The organism is Trinickia sp. (assembly GCF_051954495.1).
In the GTDB taxonomy this organism is placed as follows: domain Bacteria; phylum Pseudomonadota; class Gammaproteobacteria; order Burkholderiales; family Burkholderiaceae; genus Trinickia.
In genome coordinates, this window is record NZ_JBQCHR010000163.1 from 1 (window position 1) to 16,757 (window position 16,757).

Consider the following 16,757-nt stretch of genomic DNA (forward strand, 5'->3'; position numbering starts at 1 on the left):
GCCGCGAACAACATCGTGCTCGGCACCTACCGGCACATCACGGCGCCCGAGTGCCGTCAGTTCCTGCTGCGTCAGGCGTTCGAGGAAGCGATCCACACGCACGCGTACCAATACATCGTCGAATCGCTCGGCCTGGACGAAGGCGAGATCTTCAACGCGTATCACGAGGTCACCTCGATCCGCGACAAGGACGAGTTCCTGATCCCGTTCATCCACACGCTGACCGACCCGGCGTTCAAGACGGGCACGCTGGACGCGGACCAGAAGTTGCTCAAGTCGCTCATCGTGTTCGCCTGCGTCATGGAAGGGCTGTTCTTCTACGTCGGGTTTACGCAAATTCTCGCGCTCGGTCGTCAGAACAAGATGACGGGCGCCGCCGAGCAGTATCAATACATTTTGCGCGACGAGTCGATGCACTGTAACTTCGGCATCGACCTCATCAACCAGATCAAACTCGAGAACCCGCACCTGTGGACGCGCGAATTCCGTGAAGAGATTCGCGAGCTGTTCAAGCACGCGGTCGAACTCGAGTATCGCTACGCCGAGGACACGATGCCGCGCGGCGTGCTGGGATTGAACGCGTCGATGTTCAAGAGCTATCTGCGTTTCATCTGCAACCGGCGTTGCCAGCAGATCGGCCTCGATCCTCTGTTCCCGAACGAGGAGAACCCGTTCCCGTGGATGAGCGAGATGATCGACCTGAAGAAGGAACGTAACTTCTTCGAGACGCGAGTAATCGAATACCAAACCGGTGGTGCGCTGTCCTGGGAATGACGCGTGCTGGCCGATGCGATGAATGTTGATGGGGCGCCGCCGCGACAATCGCGGCGGCGGATAAGGTAAGGAGCAAGAACGCCTAATGCAAAGCGTGCCCGGCGGTGCAACCGCCCACAAACATGACAGGCACTTTGCGAACCCTTCGGTGGGATGGGCGAACTACCCCCTGAAAAAGCCGGCGGCCTTGCCGTCGGCTTGTCACGAGCGAATATCGGGCTGTGCGAGCGCTGGGCGCTCGCCGGCCGAAACGATCCGGCGTGCTGGGCCTTCGGGCGCGGCACGCCTTACCGCATTCATTAGCGTAAGCACTAGGTTTTTGCGTACGCCGATGAATAGCCCGCTTCGCAGCGCGCGCCGGTCGCATGACTATCGGCGCGCAGCGGGAAGCGGGTTTGAAGAGGGTGTAGTTCGAAACTTACTCATCTGAAAACCTGAAGGAGAAAACAATGGCAACAGCCAAGAAGAAACCCGCCGCTAAGAAAGCCGCTCCGGCCAAGAAAGCAGCAGTGAAGAAGGTCGCGGCTAAGAAGGCGGCGCCGGCTAAGAAGGCAGCGCCGGCGAAGAAGGTCGCAGCCAAGAAGGTCGCGGTGAAGAAGGTCGCGGCGAAGAAAGCAGCGCCGGCCAAGAAGGCGGCAGTGAAGAAGGTTGCGGCAAAGAAGGCAGCGCCGGCCAAGAAGGCGGCAGTGAAGAAGGTTGCGGCGAAGAAGGCCGCACCGGCCAAGAAGGCAGCAGTGAAGAAGGTTGCTGCCAAGAAGGCTGCGCCTGCGAAGAAGGCCGCTGCCAAGAAGGCCGCGCCTGCGAAGAAGGCCGCTGCGAAGAAGGCCGCGCCTGCCAAGAAGGCTGCGCCTGCGAAGAAGGCTGCCGCCAAGAAGGCTGCGCCTGCTAAGAAGGCCGCGCCCGCGAAGAAGGCTGCTGCTAAGAAGGCCGCGGCGGCGCCTGCCGCCGCGCCTGCGCCTGCCGCAGCTTCCACGGCCCCTGCCTCGACGGTGAAGACCGCGCTGAACCCGGCCGCTGCTTGGCCGTTCCCGACCGGCAGCCGTCCGTAATAGGACGGTGCGGCAAGCGCGACGCTTGGCGTCGTGCGCAGCCGCTAGCCGATGAAAAACCCCGCGCCGGTTCGCCGGTGGCGGGGTTTTTTTATACGCTACGGCAACGGCCGCCGGTTCGATAAGGCCGCGTGCAAAGCGCTCGGAGCGCTCGCATCCGAGCCGGTTGCGAGCCGCTTATGGCTTGCCTTTGAAGCGCGTTATCGACGCACTAGTGCGTGACGCGTGTCACGCCGGCGCTCGAGAGCAACCGGACGCGGTCGCCGGCTTGGAAGATTTCACCGGTGGCCGATTGCGTGATGGCGCGCAGGTCGCCGTTATCCAATCGCACGGTGATCTCGACGCCTTGGCGCTTGGCGACGCCGTTCTCCACGGCGTTGCCCGCCACCGCGCCCGCGATACCGCCGATGATGGCCGTGGCGATCGATCCTTTTCCACCCCCGATCGCGCTGCCGGCGACCGCCCCGAGCGCACCGCCGCCGAGTGCGCCGAGGCCGCTCGGCTGCCCGTCGTTCGACGAGATCGTCACCGCGCGCACGCTTTCGACGGTGCCGAAGCGAACCGTTTCCTCGCGTTGGGCTTGCCCTGCCGTATAAACGTCCGGCGAGCTGCTGTTGTACGCGCACCCCGTTACCGCCAGCGACCCGGCCAGCATCAAGGCCAGCGTGATATGAGCCGATGTTTTCATTTTCCGTTGCTCCACGAAAGTATTACCGCAGGCTATAGCCGAATGCCTGCTTGAACCGTTGGTCGATCTCCACCGCTGTCGGCGTATAGGTTTGCGGACCGGGTTGCTCGATCTTGAGCGAGCCCATGAGGCTCGCCAGACGGCCCGTCGTGGCCCAGTCGAGGCCGCGTTCGATGCCGTAAAGCAGCCCGCCGCGAAATGCGTCGCCGCAACCGGTCGGATCGACGATCTTCGAGGCCGGTACGACGGGAATTTCCTCGCATTGGCCGGCGTGATGAATCTGCGCGCCTTGCTCGCCGCGCGTCACGATCAACGCTTGCACGCGCTGTGCGATTTCCCCGAGCGACCATCCCGTCTTGTTGCTGACGAGATTTGCCTCGTAGTCGTTGACTGCCACGTAAGTGGCGAGTTCAATGGCGCGGCGCAGCGCCTCGCCCGAGAACAGCGGCAAGCCTTGGCCCGGATCGAAGATGAACGGCACGCCGGCCGCGGCCAGCTTTTCCGTATGCTGCACCATTCCCTCGTAACCGTCCGGTGCGACGATCGCGAGCGTGATGTCGCTCGCTCGATCGGCCTCATTCAAATGCGATTGCATCATCGCGCCGGGGTGAAACGCGGCGATCTGGTTGTTGTCGAGATCGGTGGTGATCATCGCCTGCGCCGTATAGGCGTCCGGCACGATTCGCACATGATCGGTCGAGAGCCCGAGTGCCTTGAACCGATCCATATAAAGCTGACCGTCGATTTCGCCGAGCGTCGCCATGATGCGCGCGTCGCCACCCAGTAGATTCAACGAATAGGCGATGTTGCCGGCACAGCCGCCGAATTCGCGACGCATCGTCGGCACGAGGAAGCTCACGTTCAGGATGTGAACCTGCTCGGGAAGGATGTGCTCGCGAAAGCGCCCCTGGAAAGTCATGATGTTGTCGTAGGCGAGCGAGCCGCAGATCAGCGTAGCCAAGGCGGGAATTCCTATTCGTGCGTGTATGAGAGGCGCCATACGAAAACGCCGCGCGGGCGGCGCGGCGTGCTTCGGCGGCGGCGAATGCGACTTACTTGAGCGCGCTCAGCGCGGCGTCGTAGTTCGGTTCGTTCTTGATTTCGCCGACGAGCTCGGCATGGACGACCTTGTCGTTCTCATCGATGACGACAACGGCGCGCGCCGTCAGGCCGGTCAGCGGGCCCGATTGGACATCGACGCCATAGGCTTGCGCGAATTCGCGGCCGCGGAACGTCGACGCCGTCACGACGTTTTCGATCCCTTCCGTCGAGCAAAAACGTGTCGCGGCAAACGGCAGATCGCCGGAGACGACGATGACAGCCGTGTTTTGCAGCTTGGCGGCGGCTTCGTTGAACTTGCGCGTGGACGTCGCGCAGGTGGGCGTGTCCAGGCTCGGAACGATGTTCAGTACTTTGCGCTTGCCGGCGAAATCGGCCAGCGTCACCGGCTTCAGATCTTTACCGATGAGCGAGAATTCAGGCGCCTTTTGGCCGACCGACGGGAATGCGCCGCCGACTTCGATCGGGTTACCGCCCAGGGTGACTTGACTCATGTTAGCTCCGAAGAATCGTTTCAGGTTGTCGCGACAGCGAAAGGGGGCACGCCCGAAAGAAACGGGCGTCGCCTCGGATGTGCTACGGGTAAAAGATCTGAACGCGGAAATTCGTCGCGATGGCGTTGCCGCTGTCGAGCCGCACGATCATCGTTTGCGTCGCGTGCGCCGGCAATCCCGCGGCGATCTGCGTGCCCGGCGGCACATAGTCTTGCGGCCAGAGCACGCGTCGGATCGCGATGTCGTTTTTGTTGTCGGTCAGCGTCAATTCGATCGCGGGATAGGCGAGCGCGATGCCGTAGCGGTTGCGCAGAGGCACGCGCAATTCGAGCCTGTGCGGGCCATCGACCTGACGTAGATCGGACGCCTCGACCTGCAGCCCATCGATGTCCCGCGGCGGTGAAAGCCGGCAGCCCAACTGCGCGCACGCTCGCGCGAACAGCGGCTGCGACTCCGGCCAGTAGACCATGACGGCTTCGCGGCGCCACCATGCGAGCTGGGCGATGAGGACGATCACGAGGGCCAGCGCGATCACCGCGCCGACGATGTATCCGAACACATGGCTCGGCGCCCTTGCGCGGGTCTCGCGCGTGACGGCGAAGTGGCGTTCGTCTTCAGCGGACGCGGCCGGTTCGGGGAAGATCGGAGGCACGCTCGCGGCTCGCATATGCGTTTCGTCGCCAGCGGCGCCAAAGCGAGGTTCGGTCTCGGCTTCTCGCTCGGCTTGAGCTTGCAGCCGCGTTCGCAGGTGCGGTTCGAGGTGAGGTTCGTCTTCTAGCTGCGCTTCGTCGACGTCGCGCCGGTCGCCGTGCGCGGCGAATTCGGGCTCGGCCCGCGGAGGCGGTTCCGGCTGCGTCGCGGGAGCGGCGCCGAAATGCGGCTCCTCGTCCGAATCGGACAGTGAGCGGCCGTTGAAGCGCGGCTCGTCATCATGCCAATGCGGATCGTGCTGCGCCCACGTCGGCTGCGCGCTCGCCGCGCCGTGTTCGTCATGCGTGGGTTCGATCGGGCCCGCTGTCGGCGGCGTCGCCACGTGCGGCGGCTCGACTTCGGATTCGGGGCGTTGTTCCTCGCGTTCCTCGTCCATTCGGGACGACTCGACCGGAGGCTCCAATTCATGCGCCGGCTCCCCGGCCATATGCTCGGCCTGGGGCGCAAATACCGGGGCCGCAAGCGGCGGCACTTCGGCGCTTAACGGAGGTTCGGGCGCAAGCGGTGGCTCGGGTTCAAGCGGTGGTTCGAAGTCAGGCGCCACGGATTGCGGGCGCGGCTCGCTCTCGAATTCGCGTCCCGGTTCGGCTTCGGGTGCGACATCTTCAATATGCTCGACGCCGACTTCATCGCCGACGGCAGCCGCCGATTCCGAACCGTCATCGCGCGTAGGCTCGCGTTCGATTTCGGGCGACGGCGTTTCAGGCTTCGGCGCGTGCGGGGCGTCGTGCTCCCCGGCATGGGGATCGAGCAGATTGCTCCGGGCGTCGAAGACCTGATGACAGTGTCCGCAGCGCGCGAATCCACCGGAGCCTGCAAGCATGGCTTCCTGCACGCGGAAAACCGTTTCGCAGTGGGGACAGCGGGTGGCTAGAACCATGGTGAGCGGAAAGGCCGGCTAGGCCGGTGCATCGATCGATAGGCGGTATTCTAATGGTTTCCCGCCGGGCCCTCGGCTGCATCCCGAATGCCGTCGCGTTCGGCGGCGCGTTTCACGCCCGTCAGGCAGACCCATCCCTCGTGCTCGCGCCATACGCCGATGTCGATCCACGGCCGATAAGCGTTGGCGACTTCCTCCGCTTGGCGGGCGAGCACGCCCGAGAGCGCGATGCGTCCTCCGGGTTTCACTTTCGCGCAGAGCATCGACGCCATCAGCTTGAGCGGGTTCGACAAGATGTTGGCGACGACGATGTCGAATTGCCCGTCGGGGCACGCGTCGGGCAAGCCGTAGCTGACTTCGGCGCTATTGCGCGCGGTGTTCAAGCGCGCCGACTCGACAGCTTGCGGATCGATGTCGATGCCGACGACCGGCGCAGCGCCGCACTTGTTGCCCAGTATCGCGAGGATGCCCGAGCCGCAGCCATAATCGAGCAGCGATTGCCCGGGCTCGACCGACGCTTCCAGCCATTCCATGCACAGGCGTGTGGTGGGGTGGCTGCCCGTGCCGAAGGCGAGGCCCGGATCGAGTTCGAGGATCAGCGCCTGCGGATCGGGCGCATCGTGCCATGACGGTACGACCCAGATCCGCTTGCCGATCGAGATGGGTTCGAACTGCGACTGCGTGAGCCGCACCCAATCCTGCTCGGGCACTTCTCGTACGTCGAACGCGGGCGTCGACGGCAGGCCGACCGCGTTGGCGGCCGCAGCGGCGATGACCGCCGGGTCGTGTCCGGGCGCGAGCAGCGCCACGACGCGGGAATGCCGCCATGCCGTTTGCTCGGGCGTGAGGCCGGGCTCGCCGAACAGCGGCTGCTCGTCGGGCGTGTCGGCGTCGGCGTCTTCGACCGACACCGAGAGCGCGCCGAGCTCGATGAGCGCATCGGACAGCGCTTCGGCGCGCGTCCGATCGAGTTCGACGATGAGTTCCCGGTAGCCCATTACTTTAGATTTCCTCCGGTGCGGCTTGCTGCTTTTCCGCGAGCCGGTGTTCAAGGTAGTGAATGCTCGTGCCGCCTTCGACGAACCCGCCATCGAGCATGAGCTCGCGGTGCAACGGGATGTTGGTCAGAATGCCTTCGACCACCATTTCGGAGAGGGCGATGCGCATGCGGCGGATCGCTTGCTCGCGCGTCGCGCCGTAGGCGATCAGCTTGCCGATCATCGAATCGTAGTTCGGCGGAACGAAATACCCATTGTACGCGTGCGAATCGACGCGGATGCCGGGGCCGCCCGGGGTATGCCACGAGGTGATTCGGCCCGGCGAGGGCGTGAAGCGGAACGGATCTTCGGCGTTGATCCGGCACTCGATCGCGTGCCCGCGCAGCGCAATGTCGCGCTGGCGCAGCGCCAGCTTCTCGCCCGCGGCGATGCGGATCTGCTCCTGCACGATGTCGATGCCCGTGATCAGCTCCGTCACCGGATGCTCCACCTGCACGCGCGTATTCATCTCGATGAAGTAGAACTCGCCGTTCTCATAGAGGAATTCGAACGTACCGGCGCCGAGATAGCCCATTTTCTTGCAGGCGTCGGCGCAGCGATCGCCGATGCGTTCTATCAGACGGCGTGCGATGCCGGGGGCCGGCGCTTCCTCGATCACCTTTTGGTGGCGGCGTTGCATGGAGCAGTCGCGCTCGCCGAGCCAGAGCGCATTCTTGAACGAATCCGCGAGCACTTGGATTTCGATGTGACGCGGGTTCTCGAGGAACTTCTCCATGTAGACCTGCGGGTTGCCGAACGCCCGTTCGGCTTCCTCGCGCGTCATGTTGACGGCGTTCACGAGCGCCGCCTCGGTATGGACGACGCGCATGCCGCGCCCGCCGCCGCCGCCCGCCGCCTTGATGATGACGGGGTAGCCGATCGAGCGCGCGATCTTGACGATTTCCTTCGGATCGTCGGGCAGCGCGCCTTCCGAACCGGGGACGCAAGGCACGCCCGTTTTGATCATCGTCTGCTTGGCGGTGACTTTGTCGCCCATCAGACGAATCGTTTCGGGGCGCGGACCGATGAAGGCGAAACCCGACTGCTCGACGCGCTCGGCGAAATCGGCATTCTCGGAAAGAAAGCCGTAGCCCGGGTGGATCGCCTCGGCATCGGTGACTTCGGCCGCGCTGATGAGCGCGGGCATGTTCAGGTAGCTCTGCGGCGACGGCGCCGGGCCGATGCAGACAGCTTCGTCGGCGAGCTTCACGTATTTGGCGTCTTTGTCGGCGGTCGAATAAGCGACGACCGTCTTGACGCCGAGCTCGCGGCACGCGCGCTGGATGCGCAACGCAATTTCGCCGCGGTTGGCGATGAGGATTTTTTCAAACATGGCGATGGTTCGACGCAATAAAGGGCTCGTGCGTCGTGGGGCCGCGAAGTGTCGGCGGCGCACGGCATTCGAGCGAAACGGTCATGCCCGCGACACGCATGGCGCGCGGGCCCGCTTTGCGATCAGCCGATGACGAACAGCGGCTGGCCGTATTCGACGGCTTGGCCGTTCTCGATGAGGATTTCCTTCACGACGCCGGCCTTGTCGGATTCGATTTCATTGAGCAGCTTCATCGCTTCGATGATGCACAGCGTCTGGCCTTCTTTCACCGTGTCGCCCACCTGGATGAACGGATCGGCGCCCGGCGAGGGCGAACGGTAGAAGGTGCCGACCATCGGCGAGGTGACGACATGGCCTTGGACGGCCGCGGCCGGCGCGGCCGCTGCCGCGGGTGCTTGCTCAGGGGCGCCGACGCCCGCGGTGGGGATCGCTGCCGTCATAGGCGGCGCGTACGGCGCCGACTGCTGCACGTAAACCGGGGGCGCATTCTTGACGATGCGGACTTTGCCTTCGCCCTCAGTCACTTCGAGTTCGGAGATGCCCGATTCGGAGACGAGGTCGATCAAAGTTTTCAGCTTACGTAGATCCATAGGGAATCCCCTCTTTAATGCGTGAGGCGCCGACTCGCGACGGCGCCGATTTGGTGTTCTGGAATCAGCCGCGCGCGCTAGGCGACGAAAGCCGGTCGAGCGCGAACTCGAGTGCGTAGAGATAGCCCTTCCAACCCAGCCCGCAGATGACGCCTTCGGCCAGATCGGAAAAGTACGAGTGATGCCTGAACGGCTCTCGACGATGCACGTTCGACAGATGAATTTCGACGAACGGGATGCCGACGCCCGCCAGGGCATCGCGCAAGGCGACACTCGTATGCGTGTACGCGGCGGGGTTGATCAAGACGAACTCGATCGATTCCGCTGCGGCCGCTTGGATGCGGTCGACAAGCTGGCCTTCATGGTTGCTTTGAAACGTGACCAGCTCGACGCCCGCCTGCTGCGCGCGCGCCGAGAGCGCCTGATCGATCTGCTGGAGCGTCACCCGCCCATACACCTCCGGTTCCCGCGTGCCTAGCAGGTTGAGGTTCGGGCCGTGCATCACCAGCAGTCGTTTCATGGTTCGCCTATGTTTACGCGGAATTGCGCGCACTTTAGCGCCGATTGCCGAAACTTGTCTAGCAGCGGATGAAAAAGTCGATCGATATGCCGGTGCACGTTGGCCGACGATGCGGACAATTGCCGCGAACGTGAGCGCATCCGGCTGCAATTTCGGCTATACGGGCCGTATTTTTTGATTTTCTTTAATCCCTGCTCAAATCGCGTCAAGTGTCTTGGTCAATTCGGCCGGCGTGATTTGCCCTAATTTTGCCGACCGTACGACGCCGTTAGCATCAATTACCACCGTAAACGGGAGCGCGCCGGCGGCGTTGCCAAGGCTGCGCGCGAGGTCGACGCCGCCGAATCCGCTGACCAGGATGGGGTAATCGACGGGCACTTTCTTCAGGAAGTTCTGGACGTTTTGCGCCGAGTCGACCCCGATTCCGACGAACTGGATGCCCTTGCCGGCATACGCGTCGTGGAGCCGGACGAGTTCCGGCATCTCGGCGACGCAGGGGCCGCACCACGACGCCCAAAAATTCACGACCAGCACCTGTCCTTTATACGGCGCGAGCGTCTTCGGATTGCCGGCGACGTCTCGCAGGGGCGTGCTCAAGAGTTGAGCGACGGCGTCCCTCGCGGGGGCGGCGGTCGTGGCCGTTTCGGCAACCGGAGAGCCGGCTAAGGCTCGTTCGGCGGGCGTGCGCGACCAGCGCTGGGCGGCCAAGCCGAGCGTGAGCGCAAGCGCCGCGACGATAACCGCGGCGACGGTGAATTTCATCTTCATTGTGCTGTCGATCGACTCTCGAGCGTTCAATTAGGGAGTGGCGCGGAGCCCCCATCCGCCAGCAAGGCTTCGACGGCGCCCACGCCGGCCCGGGCCGTGCGGCCGCGGGCGTCCGCCCGGACCGCCCCGCGCAGGTCGTCCGTATCGTACAACGCGATGTGGATGCCGACGCTCTCCTCGTCGCGCGAGCCGCGCCAAAGAAAGCTCAGCGTTTCGACGTCGCCGCGGCCCCCGAAATGGCGGGTTTCGGAAACGTCGTACTGCACATTCGCATTGAGCAGATAAATAGCGACCTCTTTGGGATTGTCGCAAAACACCTGCAGATGGATGTCCGAGTGCTCCCCGGCCGTCCCGTTGAGTACGGCGCCCGTCAGATAGGGGGTAAATGGGCCGAGCCGTTTCATCCACTCGAGGGCGATCTCGCGCAAGCGGCGCAGTACCGCCGGCTGCGTGTCCCCTTGAAACAGGGACTGGTACTCGCGGATTTCCTCCTCGATTTGATCGTTATCGGGCAGCCATTCGCCGGCGACACGCGCTTGCCCGACGACTTGCCGCGCCGCCTTGCGTTTGGCGCTCGCGTAATCGAGCCCTTCCTCCGCGATCAGCCGCGCGGCGGCCATCGCGATTTCCTCCCGCACGCGCTGCGGGTCGACAAAAGATTTGCGCACCATCCGGCAATCATACTAGATCGCCCGCATCCGCCCCGCGCGCCCCGGACGGCGAGGGCGCGTCGGGTGCGTCGGGTACAATAGCGAGCCTCGCGCGACACGCCGGCCGGCGTTCGCGTCCCCCTCCATGCATTCGCGGTAAGCGCGGTACGAGCACGACTGTTTTATGCACATTCATATCCTCGGCATCTGCGGAACGTTCATGGGCGGCCTCGCGGTGCTCGCACGCGGCGCGGGACATACCGTGACGGGCTGCGACGCAGGCGTTTATCCGCCGATGAGCACTCAGCTCGAAGCGCAGGGCATCAAGCTCATCGAGGGCTACGGCGCCGAGCAGCTCGATTTGAAGCCGGACCTGTTCGTCGTCGGCAACGTCGTCTCGCGCGGCAATCCGCTGATGGAGGCCATTCTCGATCGCGGTCTGCCCTATGTATCGGGCCCTCAGTGGCTCGGCGAGCACGTGCTCGCCGGCAAGTGGGTGCTGGCCGTCGCCGGTACGCACGGAAAAACCACGACGAGTTCGATGCTCGCCTGGCTGCTCGAGGACGCGGGGCTGAATCCGGGGTTTCTGATCGGCGGCGTGCCGCTCAATTTCGGCGTCTCGGCCCGGTTGACCGATTCGAGCTTCTTCGTGATCGAAGCCGACGAGTACGACACGGCGTTTTTCGACAAACGCTCCAAGTTCGTTCATTACCGGCCGCGCACCGCCATCTTGAATAACCTGGAATTCGATCACGCCGACATCTTTCCGGATTTGGCCGCGATCGAAACGCAGTTTCATCACCTTGTCCGAACCGTGCCTTCCATAGGCCGGCTTCTCGTCAACGGGCGCGAAGCGGCGCTCGAACGCGTGCTCGCTCGCGGCGTTTGGAGCGAAGTGGAGCGCTTCGGTGTCGAAGGCGGATGGGACGCGTTGCCGGCGGCGGACGGCGAGCCGATCGACGAGCGCTTCGCCGTCTATTGGCGAGGCGAGCGCGTCGGCGCCGTCGATTGGCAAGTGCAGGGCGAGCACAACCGGCTCAACGCGCTCGCGGCCATTGCGGCGGCGCGCCATGTCGGCGTGCCGCCCGCGCAAGCCGCGCGTTCGCTGGCGCAGTTTCGCAACGTCAAGCGACGCATGGAAATGCGCGGCAGCGTCGACGGCGTGACGGTATACGACGATTTCGCGCACCACCCGACGGCGATAGAAACGACCATCGCCGGGCTGCGCACGCGCGTCGGCGGCACGCACACGCGCATCTTGGCCGTGCTCGAACCGCGGTCGAACACGATGAAGCTCGGCGTCATGAAGGCTCAGCTGCCGAGCAGCTTGACCGGAGCCGATCTCGTTTTCGGCTACGGCGCGCCGAACGGACGCGACGCGCTCGGCTGGGATCTGGGCGAGGCTCTTGCGCCGCTCGGCGAGAAGGCGCGCGCTTTCGACGATCTGGACGCCCTCGTATCGGCGGTCTCGCAAGCGGCGCGTCCGGGCGATCACGTGCTCGTCATGAGCAACGGCGGCTTCGGGGGCGTTCACCAAAAATTGCTGGACGCGCTTAGTGCACGCACGCGAGGCGGCGCGTGATCCTTTACCTTCACGGCTTTCGCTCGTCGCCGAGATCGTTCAAGGCGCGGCTGCTTGCGGCGCGCGTGGCCGAACTCGGGCTGGCGGGACAATGGCGCTGTCCGATGCTGCCCGTCTCGCCGCTCGAGGCGGTGGCCGAGGCGGAAGCGCAAGTGGCCGAGGCGATGTCGAACGCCGGGGCTTCTTCGGACGTGACAGTCGTCGGCAGCTCGCTCGGCGGCTACTTCGCGACCCATTTAGCCGAGAAGCATGGCTGGCGCGCGGTGCTGCTCAATCCCGCGGTGCTGCCCCAGCGCGATTTGTCCGCTTATCTAGGCGAGCAGCCGCTCTGGCATGGCGGCGGCAGCATCGTCGTGGAACCGCGTCATCTGGATGAATTGCGGGCGCTCGGCGTGGCGTCGGTCACGCGCCCGCAACGCTATTATTTGATCGCCGCGACCGGCGACGAAGTGCTCGACTACCGCGAAATGCTCGCGCATTACCCCGGTGTCGAGACCAAGCTGATTCAGGGCAGCGATCACGCCATCAGCGAGTTCGCCGACTATGTCGACGACGTGCTCGCTTTTTGCGGCGTGACGCCCGCCAAGCGCACGTAGCGCGCCGGCGGCGCGGCCGCCCTGGCGTCGCGCGCCACTGAACAAGATCGATCGGCAGCGGGCGCGCCGCATGCGGCGCCAGCCCACTGCAAGGGCCAATTCGTAACGAGAGTGTCGAGTGAACGTTTTCTTCGAGGAATCCGGCGGTTTGAAGGCGGGCAGCGTGCTGTCGCGCCAGGGCGATGCGCTTCAAGTGGAGCTGCCCGGCGGCCGGCGCACGAAAGTGCGCGCCAAGGATGTGCTGATCGAGTTCGACAAGCCGAGCGCGGCTGAGCTGTTGCAGGAAGCCGATGCGGCCGCGCAGCAAATCGATCTCGATTTTTTGTGGGAGTGCGCGCCCGCCGACGAATTTGCGTTCGCGGCGTTGGCCAACGAGTATTTCGGCGCCCAATCGGGCCCCGTCGAGCGCGCGGCGCTCGTGCTGCGTATGCAGGGCTCGCCCGTCTACTTCCGGCGCAAGGGCCGCGGGCAGTACCAACGCGCCCCCGAGGAGCAGCTCAAGATGGCGCTGGCGGCGCTCGAGCGCAAGCGCCAGCAGGCGCTCGTGCAGGCGCAGTACGAAGAGGAACTCAAGGCCGGACGGCTGCCCGACGCGCTTCGCGGCAAGGCGCTGACCTTGCTCACGAAGCCCGATAAGAACGCGATCGAATACAAGGCGCTCGAGGGCGCGGCGGCGGCGCGCGGCGTGTCGGCGGCTCGTCTCATGCTCGAGTGCGGCGGAATCGCCTCGGCGCGCGCGCTGCACGAAGCGCGTTTCCTTTCGGAGTATTTTCCTCACGGGACCGGCTTCCCGCCCGTCACGCCCGCCCCCGTGTCGGCCGACTTGCCGACGGCGAACGCGCAGGCGTTCTCCATCGACGACATCACGACGACCGAGATCGACGATGCGTTTTCGGTCGAATTGCTCGCCGAGGATCGCGTTCGGGTGGGCGTGCACATCGCCGCGCCGGCGCTGGGGATCGCGCGCGGCGACGCCGTGGACGCCATCGCGCGCGCGCGCTTGTCCACGGTGTACATGCCCGGCGACAAGATCACGATGCTGCCCGACGAAGTGGTCGAAGCCTTCACGCTGAAGGAGGGCGGGCTCAGGCCGGCGCTGTCGCTCTACATCATCGTCGATCGCGCCACGCAGGAGATCGTCGCGACGGAAACGCACGCCGAACGCGTCTACGTGAAGAGCAACTTGCGGCACAACCATCTCGACGCCTGCGTGACCGAGGAAGCGCTCGCGGCCGGTACCGGCGAGTACCCGCACAAGGAAGAGATCGCGGTGTTGTGGCCGCTTGCTCAAGCGCTGTTCGAGAAGCGGCAGGCCGCGCGGGCGGGCTATGGCCTCAGGCGCGAGGTGCCCGGCAACACCGACTACAACTTTTACGTAGACGGCGAGCATGTGACGATCACGCCGCGCCGGCGCGGGTCGCCCCTCGATTTGATCGTCGCGGAACTGGCGATTCTGGCCAATTCCACTTGGGGCGCGCTGCTCCACGATCACGGCGTGCCCGGCATCTACCGGACGCAACGCACGTTCGCCGCGGCCGGTCCGAAGCGCACGCGCATGCAGACGAGCGCCGCGCCGCATGAAGGGCTCGGCGTTGCGCAATATGCGTGGAGCACCTCGCCGCTGCGGCGCTACGTCGATCTCGTGAATCAATGGCAACTGCTCGCGTGCGTCGAGCACGGCGTCGCGGCCAAGCTCGTTGCGCCGTTCAAGCCCAAGGACGCCGACTTGTTCGCTGTCGTGCAAGGTTTTGACGACACTTACACGGCCTACGCCGATCATCAGCGCCGCATGGAGTACTTCTGGTGCTTGCGTTGGCTCACGCAGGAGCAGAAGAAAGAGGTCGTCGCGAGCGTCGTCAAGGGCGACCTCGTGCGGCTCGAGGAAGTGCCGTTGCTGTTGCACGTGCCGGGGCTGGGCGTGCATGCGCGCGGTACGCGCATCGTGCTCGAGGTCATGTCGGTGGATGAGTTGACGATCGAGGCATCGGTGCGTCCGCTGCGCGTGCTCGATGCGCCGGGTGCGGCTCCGGCCGAAGAGGACGAGGAAGACGTCGAAATCATCGACGCGTCCGACGCATCGGCGCAGAGCGAGGAAGAGGCGCGGGCCGAGGGCGCCGAGCAGGACGGCGAGCAGAACGGTGAAGCGCACGCCGATTCGAGCCAAGGCGGCGAGGGCGCCAACCCCGACGGCGGCGTGAGCGCATCGAGTGGTTCCGGCGCCCAGGACGGCGCACCGCGCTCGGCACAGGTGGCGCAATGAGCGCAATGCGCGAAGGCGCCACGCCGCGTATCGAGCCGATCGAGCCGGCCGCGGCAGGCCACGCGCTCTATGCGGTGATCGGCAACCCCATCGCGCACAGCAAATCGCCGCTCATTCACGCACGTTTCGCCGAGCAAACGGGCGAGCGCATCGAATACCGACGTCTGCTCTCGCCCGTCGACGGTTTCGCAGAAACGGTGCGCGCGTTCATCGCCGCGGGTGGGCGAGGGCTCAACGTCACGGTGCCGTTCAAGCTCGAGGCGCACGCCTTCGCCGATCGGCTTTCGCCTCGCGCCGCGGCGGCGGGCGCCGTCAACACGCTGCGATTCGACGCGGACGGCGTGTATGGCGACAACACGGACGGCATCGGTCTCGTCACCGATATCGAAGCGAATCTCGGCGTGCGTCTGGCCGGCGCCCGTATCCTGCTGCTCGGTGCGGGCGGTGCTGCACGCGGCGCCGTGCTGCCGATGCTCGAGCGTGGCCCGCGTGCGCTTACGATCGTCAATCGCACCGCGCACAAGGCGAGCACGCTCGCGGATCAATTCGCGTTCGCCGCCCGCGAGGCCGGCTGCCTGCTGTCGGGCGGCGCACCCGACATCGTGGAGCCGCAACCGTACGACATCATCGTCAATGCGACGGCGGGATCGCTGACGGCCGCGTTGCCAGAGTGCGACGACCGTGCCTTCGGCCCCGGTACGCTGGCGTACGACATGATGTACGGTGCGCAGCCCACGGTGTTCATGCAGCACGCGCGGTCGCTCGGCGCGCGCGCGTCGGACGGGTTGGGCATGCTCGTCGAGCAGGCCGCCGAATCGTTTTGGGTATGGCGGAACGTGCGACCCGACGGCGCGCCCGTGCTGGCCGAGCTGCGGGCCATGCTCGGTGCGTCGACGTAGCGCCGGGCGCCAAGGCGGACAGGGCGCGGGAAGACAAATAAGAGCGAGCGCGCGAACGATCGACACGCAACGATGACGAGAGCGAAGAGGCGGACGGGGCGGACGGGAAAAGGCATCGCCGGGTGGGCGTTCTACGCGGCGGCGGTATGCGCGTTCGCGTGGGTGGCGACGCAGGCGTACTTCTTTGCGCAGATCGCCGTGTGGAACGTCGTCAATCCGCGTTCGACGGCGTTCATGCGGGCCGATGCGTGGCGGCTCGCGCAGGATCGCCCCGATGTGTCGATCGAGCGCGAATGGGTACCTTACGACCGCATCTCGCGCAACCTCAAGCGCGCGATCATTGCCTCCGAAGACGCCAACTTCGTCAACAACAACGGCTACGAAACCGACGCGATCCTGCAGGCGTGGGAAAAGAACAAGGCTCGCGGCAAGATCGTCGCCGGCGGGTCGACCATCACGCAGCAACTCGCGCGCAACTTGTTTTTATCGCGCCAAAAGAGCTATATCCGCAAGGGGCAAGAACTGATCGTCACTTGGATGCTCGAGACTCTGATGGATAAAGAGCGCATTTTCGAGCTTTATCTGAACTCGGTCGAATGGGGCAACGGCGTGTACGGGGCGCAAGCCGCCGCGCGCTACTACTATCGCTGCTCGGCTGCGCAATTGACGGCGTGGCAATCGGCGCGGCTAGCCGTGATGCTGCCGCGCCCCAAGTACTTCGATCAACACCGCTCGTCGCCGTACCTTGCGCAGCGCGCCGCCGTCATTGCACGACGCATGGGCGCCGCGGAATTGCCGCGTTGAACGGGATCTGAATTCGAATCCGGCCGCTATGCGGCCGGCGACTGCGCGACTCAATTGTCGTCC

18 protein-coding genes and 1 pseudogene are annotated in these 16,757 nt (G+C 65.0%); 8 read left to right on the forward strand and 11 right to left on the reverse strand.

Annotation, left to right across the window (positions count from 1 at the left end; all coding sequences use genetic code 11):
• The 3 genes from ACTHNR_RS22815 to ACTHNR_RS22825 form a co-directional block, all read left to right on the forward strand.
• Positions 1–774, forward strand: a 774-nt coding sequence (locus ACTHNR_RS22815; RefSeq protein WP_440550476.1) for a ribonucleotide-diphosphate reductase subunit beta, incomplete at its 5' end; no start/stop codon positions are given.
• Between the two features lie 85 nt (positions 775–859).
• Positions 860–1,204, forward strand: a complete 345-nt coding sequence (locus ACTHNR_RS22820) for a hypothetical protein (protein ID WP_440550478.1) — start codon at positions 860–862, stop codon at positions 1,202–1,204.
• A gap of 19 nt (positions 1,205–1,223) precedes the next feature.
• A complete protein-coding gene (locus ACTHNR_RS22825) occupies positions 1,224–1,823 on the forward strand; it encodes a histone H1-like DNA-binding protein (protein ID WP_440550480.1) in 600 nt (199 codons plus the stop codon).
• A gap of 211 nt (positions 1,824–2,034) precedes the next feature.
• Here the strand turns inward: ACTHNR_RS22825 and ACTHNR_RS22830 are convergent, their stop codons facing one another.
• The 11 genes and pseudogenes from ACTHNR_RS22830 to ACTHNR_RS22880 form a co-directional block, all read right to left on the reverse strand.
• Entirely contained in the window at positions 2,035–2,511 is a 477-nt protein-coding gene (locus ACTHNR_RS22830) for a glycine zipper 2TM domain-containing protein (protein ID WP_440550482.1), read from the reverse strand.
• 22 nt (positions 2,512–2,533) lie between these two features.
• Positions 2,534–3,472, reverse strand: coding sequence for a carbohydrate kinase family protein (locus ACTHNR_RS22835; RefSeq protein WP_440550483.1), 939 nt, complete (start codon positions 3,470–3,472; stop codon positions 2,534–2,536).
• A gap of 91 nt (positions 3,473–3,563) precedes the next feature.
• Positions 3,564–4,064: a thiol peroxidase gene (gene tpx / locus ACTHNR_RS22840; RefSeq protein WP_440550485.1), complete on the reverse strand. Its 501-nt coding sequence runs from the start codon at positions 4,062–4,064 to the stop codon at positions 3,564–3,566.
• A gap of 82 nt (positions 4,065–4,146) precedes the next feature.
• Positions 4,147–5,151: a DUF3426 domain-containing protein gene (locus ACTHNR_RS22845; protein ID WP_440550504.1), complete on the reverse strand. Its 1,005-nt coding sequence runs from the start codon at positions 5,149–5,151 to the stop codon at positions 4,147–4,149.
• A gap of 435 nt (positions 5,152–5,586) precedes the next feature.
• A pseudogene (locus tag ACTHNR_RS22850) lies at positions 5,587–5,655 on the reverse strand (MJ0042-type zinc finger domain-containing protein); the annotation flags it as partial.
• 50 nt (positions 5,656–5,705) lie between these two features.
• On the reverse strand, positions 5,706–6,653 hold the full coding sequence (prmA, locus tag ACTHNR_RS22855) for a 50S ribosomal protein L11 methyltransferase (protein WP_440550487.1): 948 nt from the start codon (positions 6,651–6,653) through the stop codon (positions 5,706–5,708).
• Between the two features lie 4 nt (positions 6,654–6,657).
• Complete coding sequence (gene accC, locus ACTHNR_RS22860; RefSeq protein ID WP_440550489.1) at positions 6,658–8,025, reverse strand: acetyl-CoA carboxylase biotin carboxylase subunit; 1,368 nt, start codon at positions 8,023–8,025, stop codon at positions 6,658–6,660.
• Positions 8,026–8,147: 122 nt separating this feature from the next.
• Positions 8,148–8,615, reverse strand: coding sequence for an acetyl-CoA carboxylase biotin carboxyl carrier protein (gene accB / locus ACTHNR_RS22865; protein WP_440550491.1), 468 nt, complete (start codon positions 8,613–8,615; stop codon positions 8,148–8,150).
• Between the two features lie 64 nt (positions 8,616–8,679).
• Positions 8,680–9,135, reverse strand: a complete 456-nt coding sequence (aroQ, locus tag ACTHNR_RS22870; protein WP_440550492.1) for a type II 3-dehydroquinate dehydratase — start codon at positions 9,133–9,135, stop codon at positions 8,680–8,682.
• A gap of 195 nt (positions 9,136–9,330) precedes the next feature.
• The gene (locus ACTHNR_RS22875) at positions 9,331–9,903 is read right to left on the reverse strand and encodes a TlpA family protein disulfide reductase (protein WP_440550494.1); all 573 of its coding nucleotides are present in this window, start codon (positions 9,901–9,903) and stop codon (positions 9,331–9,333) included.
• A 26-nt stretch (positions 9,904–9,929) separates the two neighbouring features.
• Positions 9,930–10,574 carry a UDP-N-acetylmuramate--alanine ligase gene (locus ACTHNR_RS22880; protein ID WP_440550495.1) on the reverse strand — a complete coding sequence of 215 codons (645 nt, stop codon included), beginning with the start codon at positions 10,572–10,574 and terminating at the stop codon, positions 9,930–9,932.
• A gap of 163 nt (positions 10,575–10,737) precedes the next feature.
• On the opposite strand from ACTHNR_RS22880, the gene mpl reads away from it, so the two are divergent.
• The 5 genes from mpl to mtgA all read left to right on the forward strand — a co-directional run bounded on the left by mpl (position 10,738) and on the right by mtgA (position 16,694).
• Entirely contained in the window at positions 10,738–12,135 is a 1,398-nt protein-coding gene (mpl, locus tag ACTHNR_RS22885) for a UDP-N-acetylmuramate:L-alanyl-gamma-D-glutamyl-meso-diaminopimelate ligase (RefSeq protein WP_440550497.1), read from the forward strand.
• On the forward strand, positions 12,132–12,731 hold the full coding sequence (locus ACTHNR_RS22890; protein WP_440550499.1) for a YqiA/YcfP family alpha/beta fold hydrolase: 600 nt from the start codon (positions 12,132–12,134) through the stop codon (positions 12,729–12,731). Before mpl ends, ACTHNR_RS22890 begins: the two co-directional genes overlap by 4 nt.
• A 118-nt stretch (positions 12,732–12,849) precedes the next feature.
• Positions 12,850–14,991, forward strand: a complete 2,142-nt coding sequence (locus ACTHNR_RS22895; RefSeq protein WP_440550501.1) for a ribonuclease catalytic domain-containing protein — start codon at positions 12,850–12,852, stop codon at positions 14,989–14,991.
• 5 nt (positions 14,992–14,996) lie between these two features.
• On the forward strand, positions 14,997–15,890 hold the full coding sequence (gene aroE, locus ACTHNR_RS22900) for a shikimate dehydrogenase (RefSeq protein WP_440550506.1): 894 nt from the start codon (positions 14,997–14,999) through the stop codon (positions 15,888–15,890).
• Between the two features lie 72 nt (positions 15,891–15,962).
• Entirely contained in the window at positions 15,963–16,694 is a 732-nt protein-coding gene (gene mtgA / locus ACTHNR_RS22905) for a monofunctional biosynthetic peptidoglycan transglycosylase (RefSeq protein WP_440550503.1), read from the forward strand.
• The last annotated feature ends 63 nt before the right edge of the window (positions 16,695–16,757 follow it).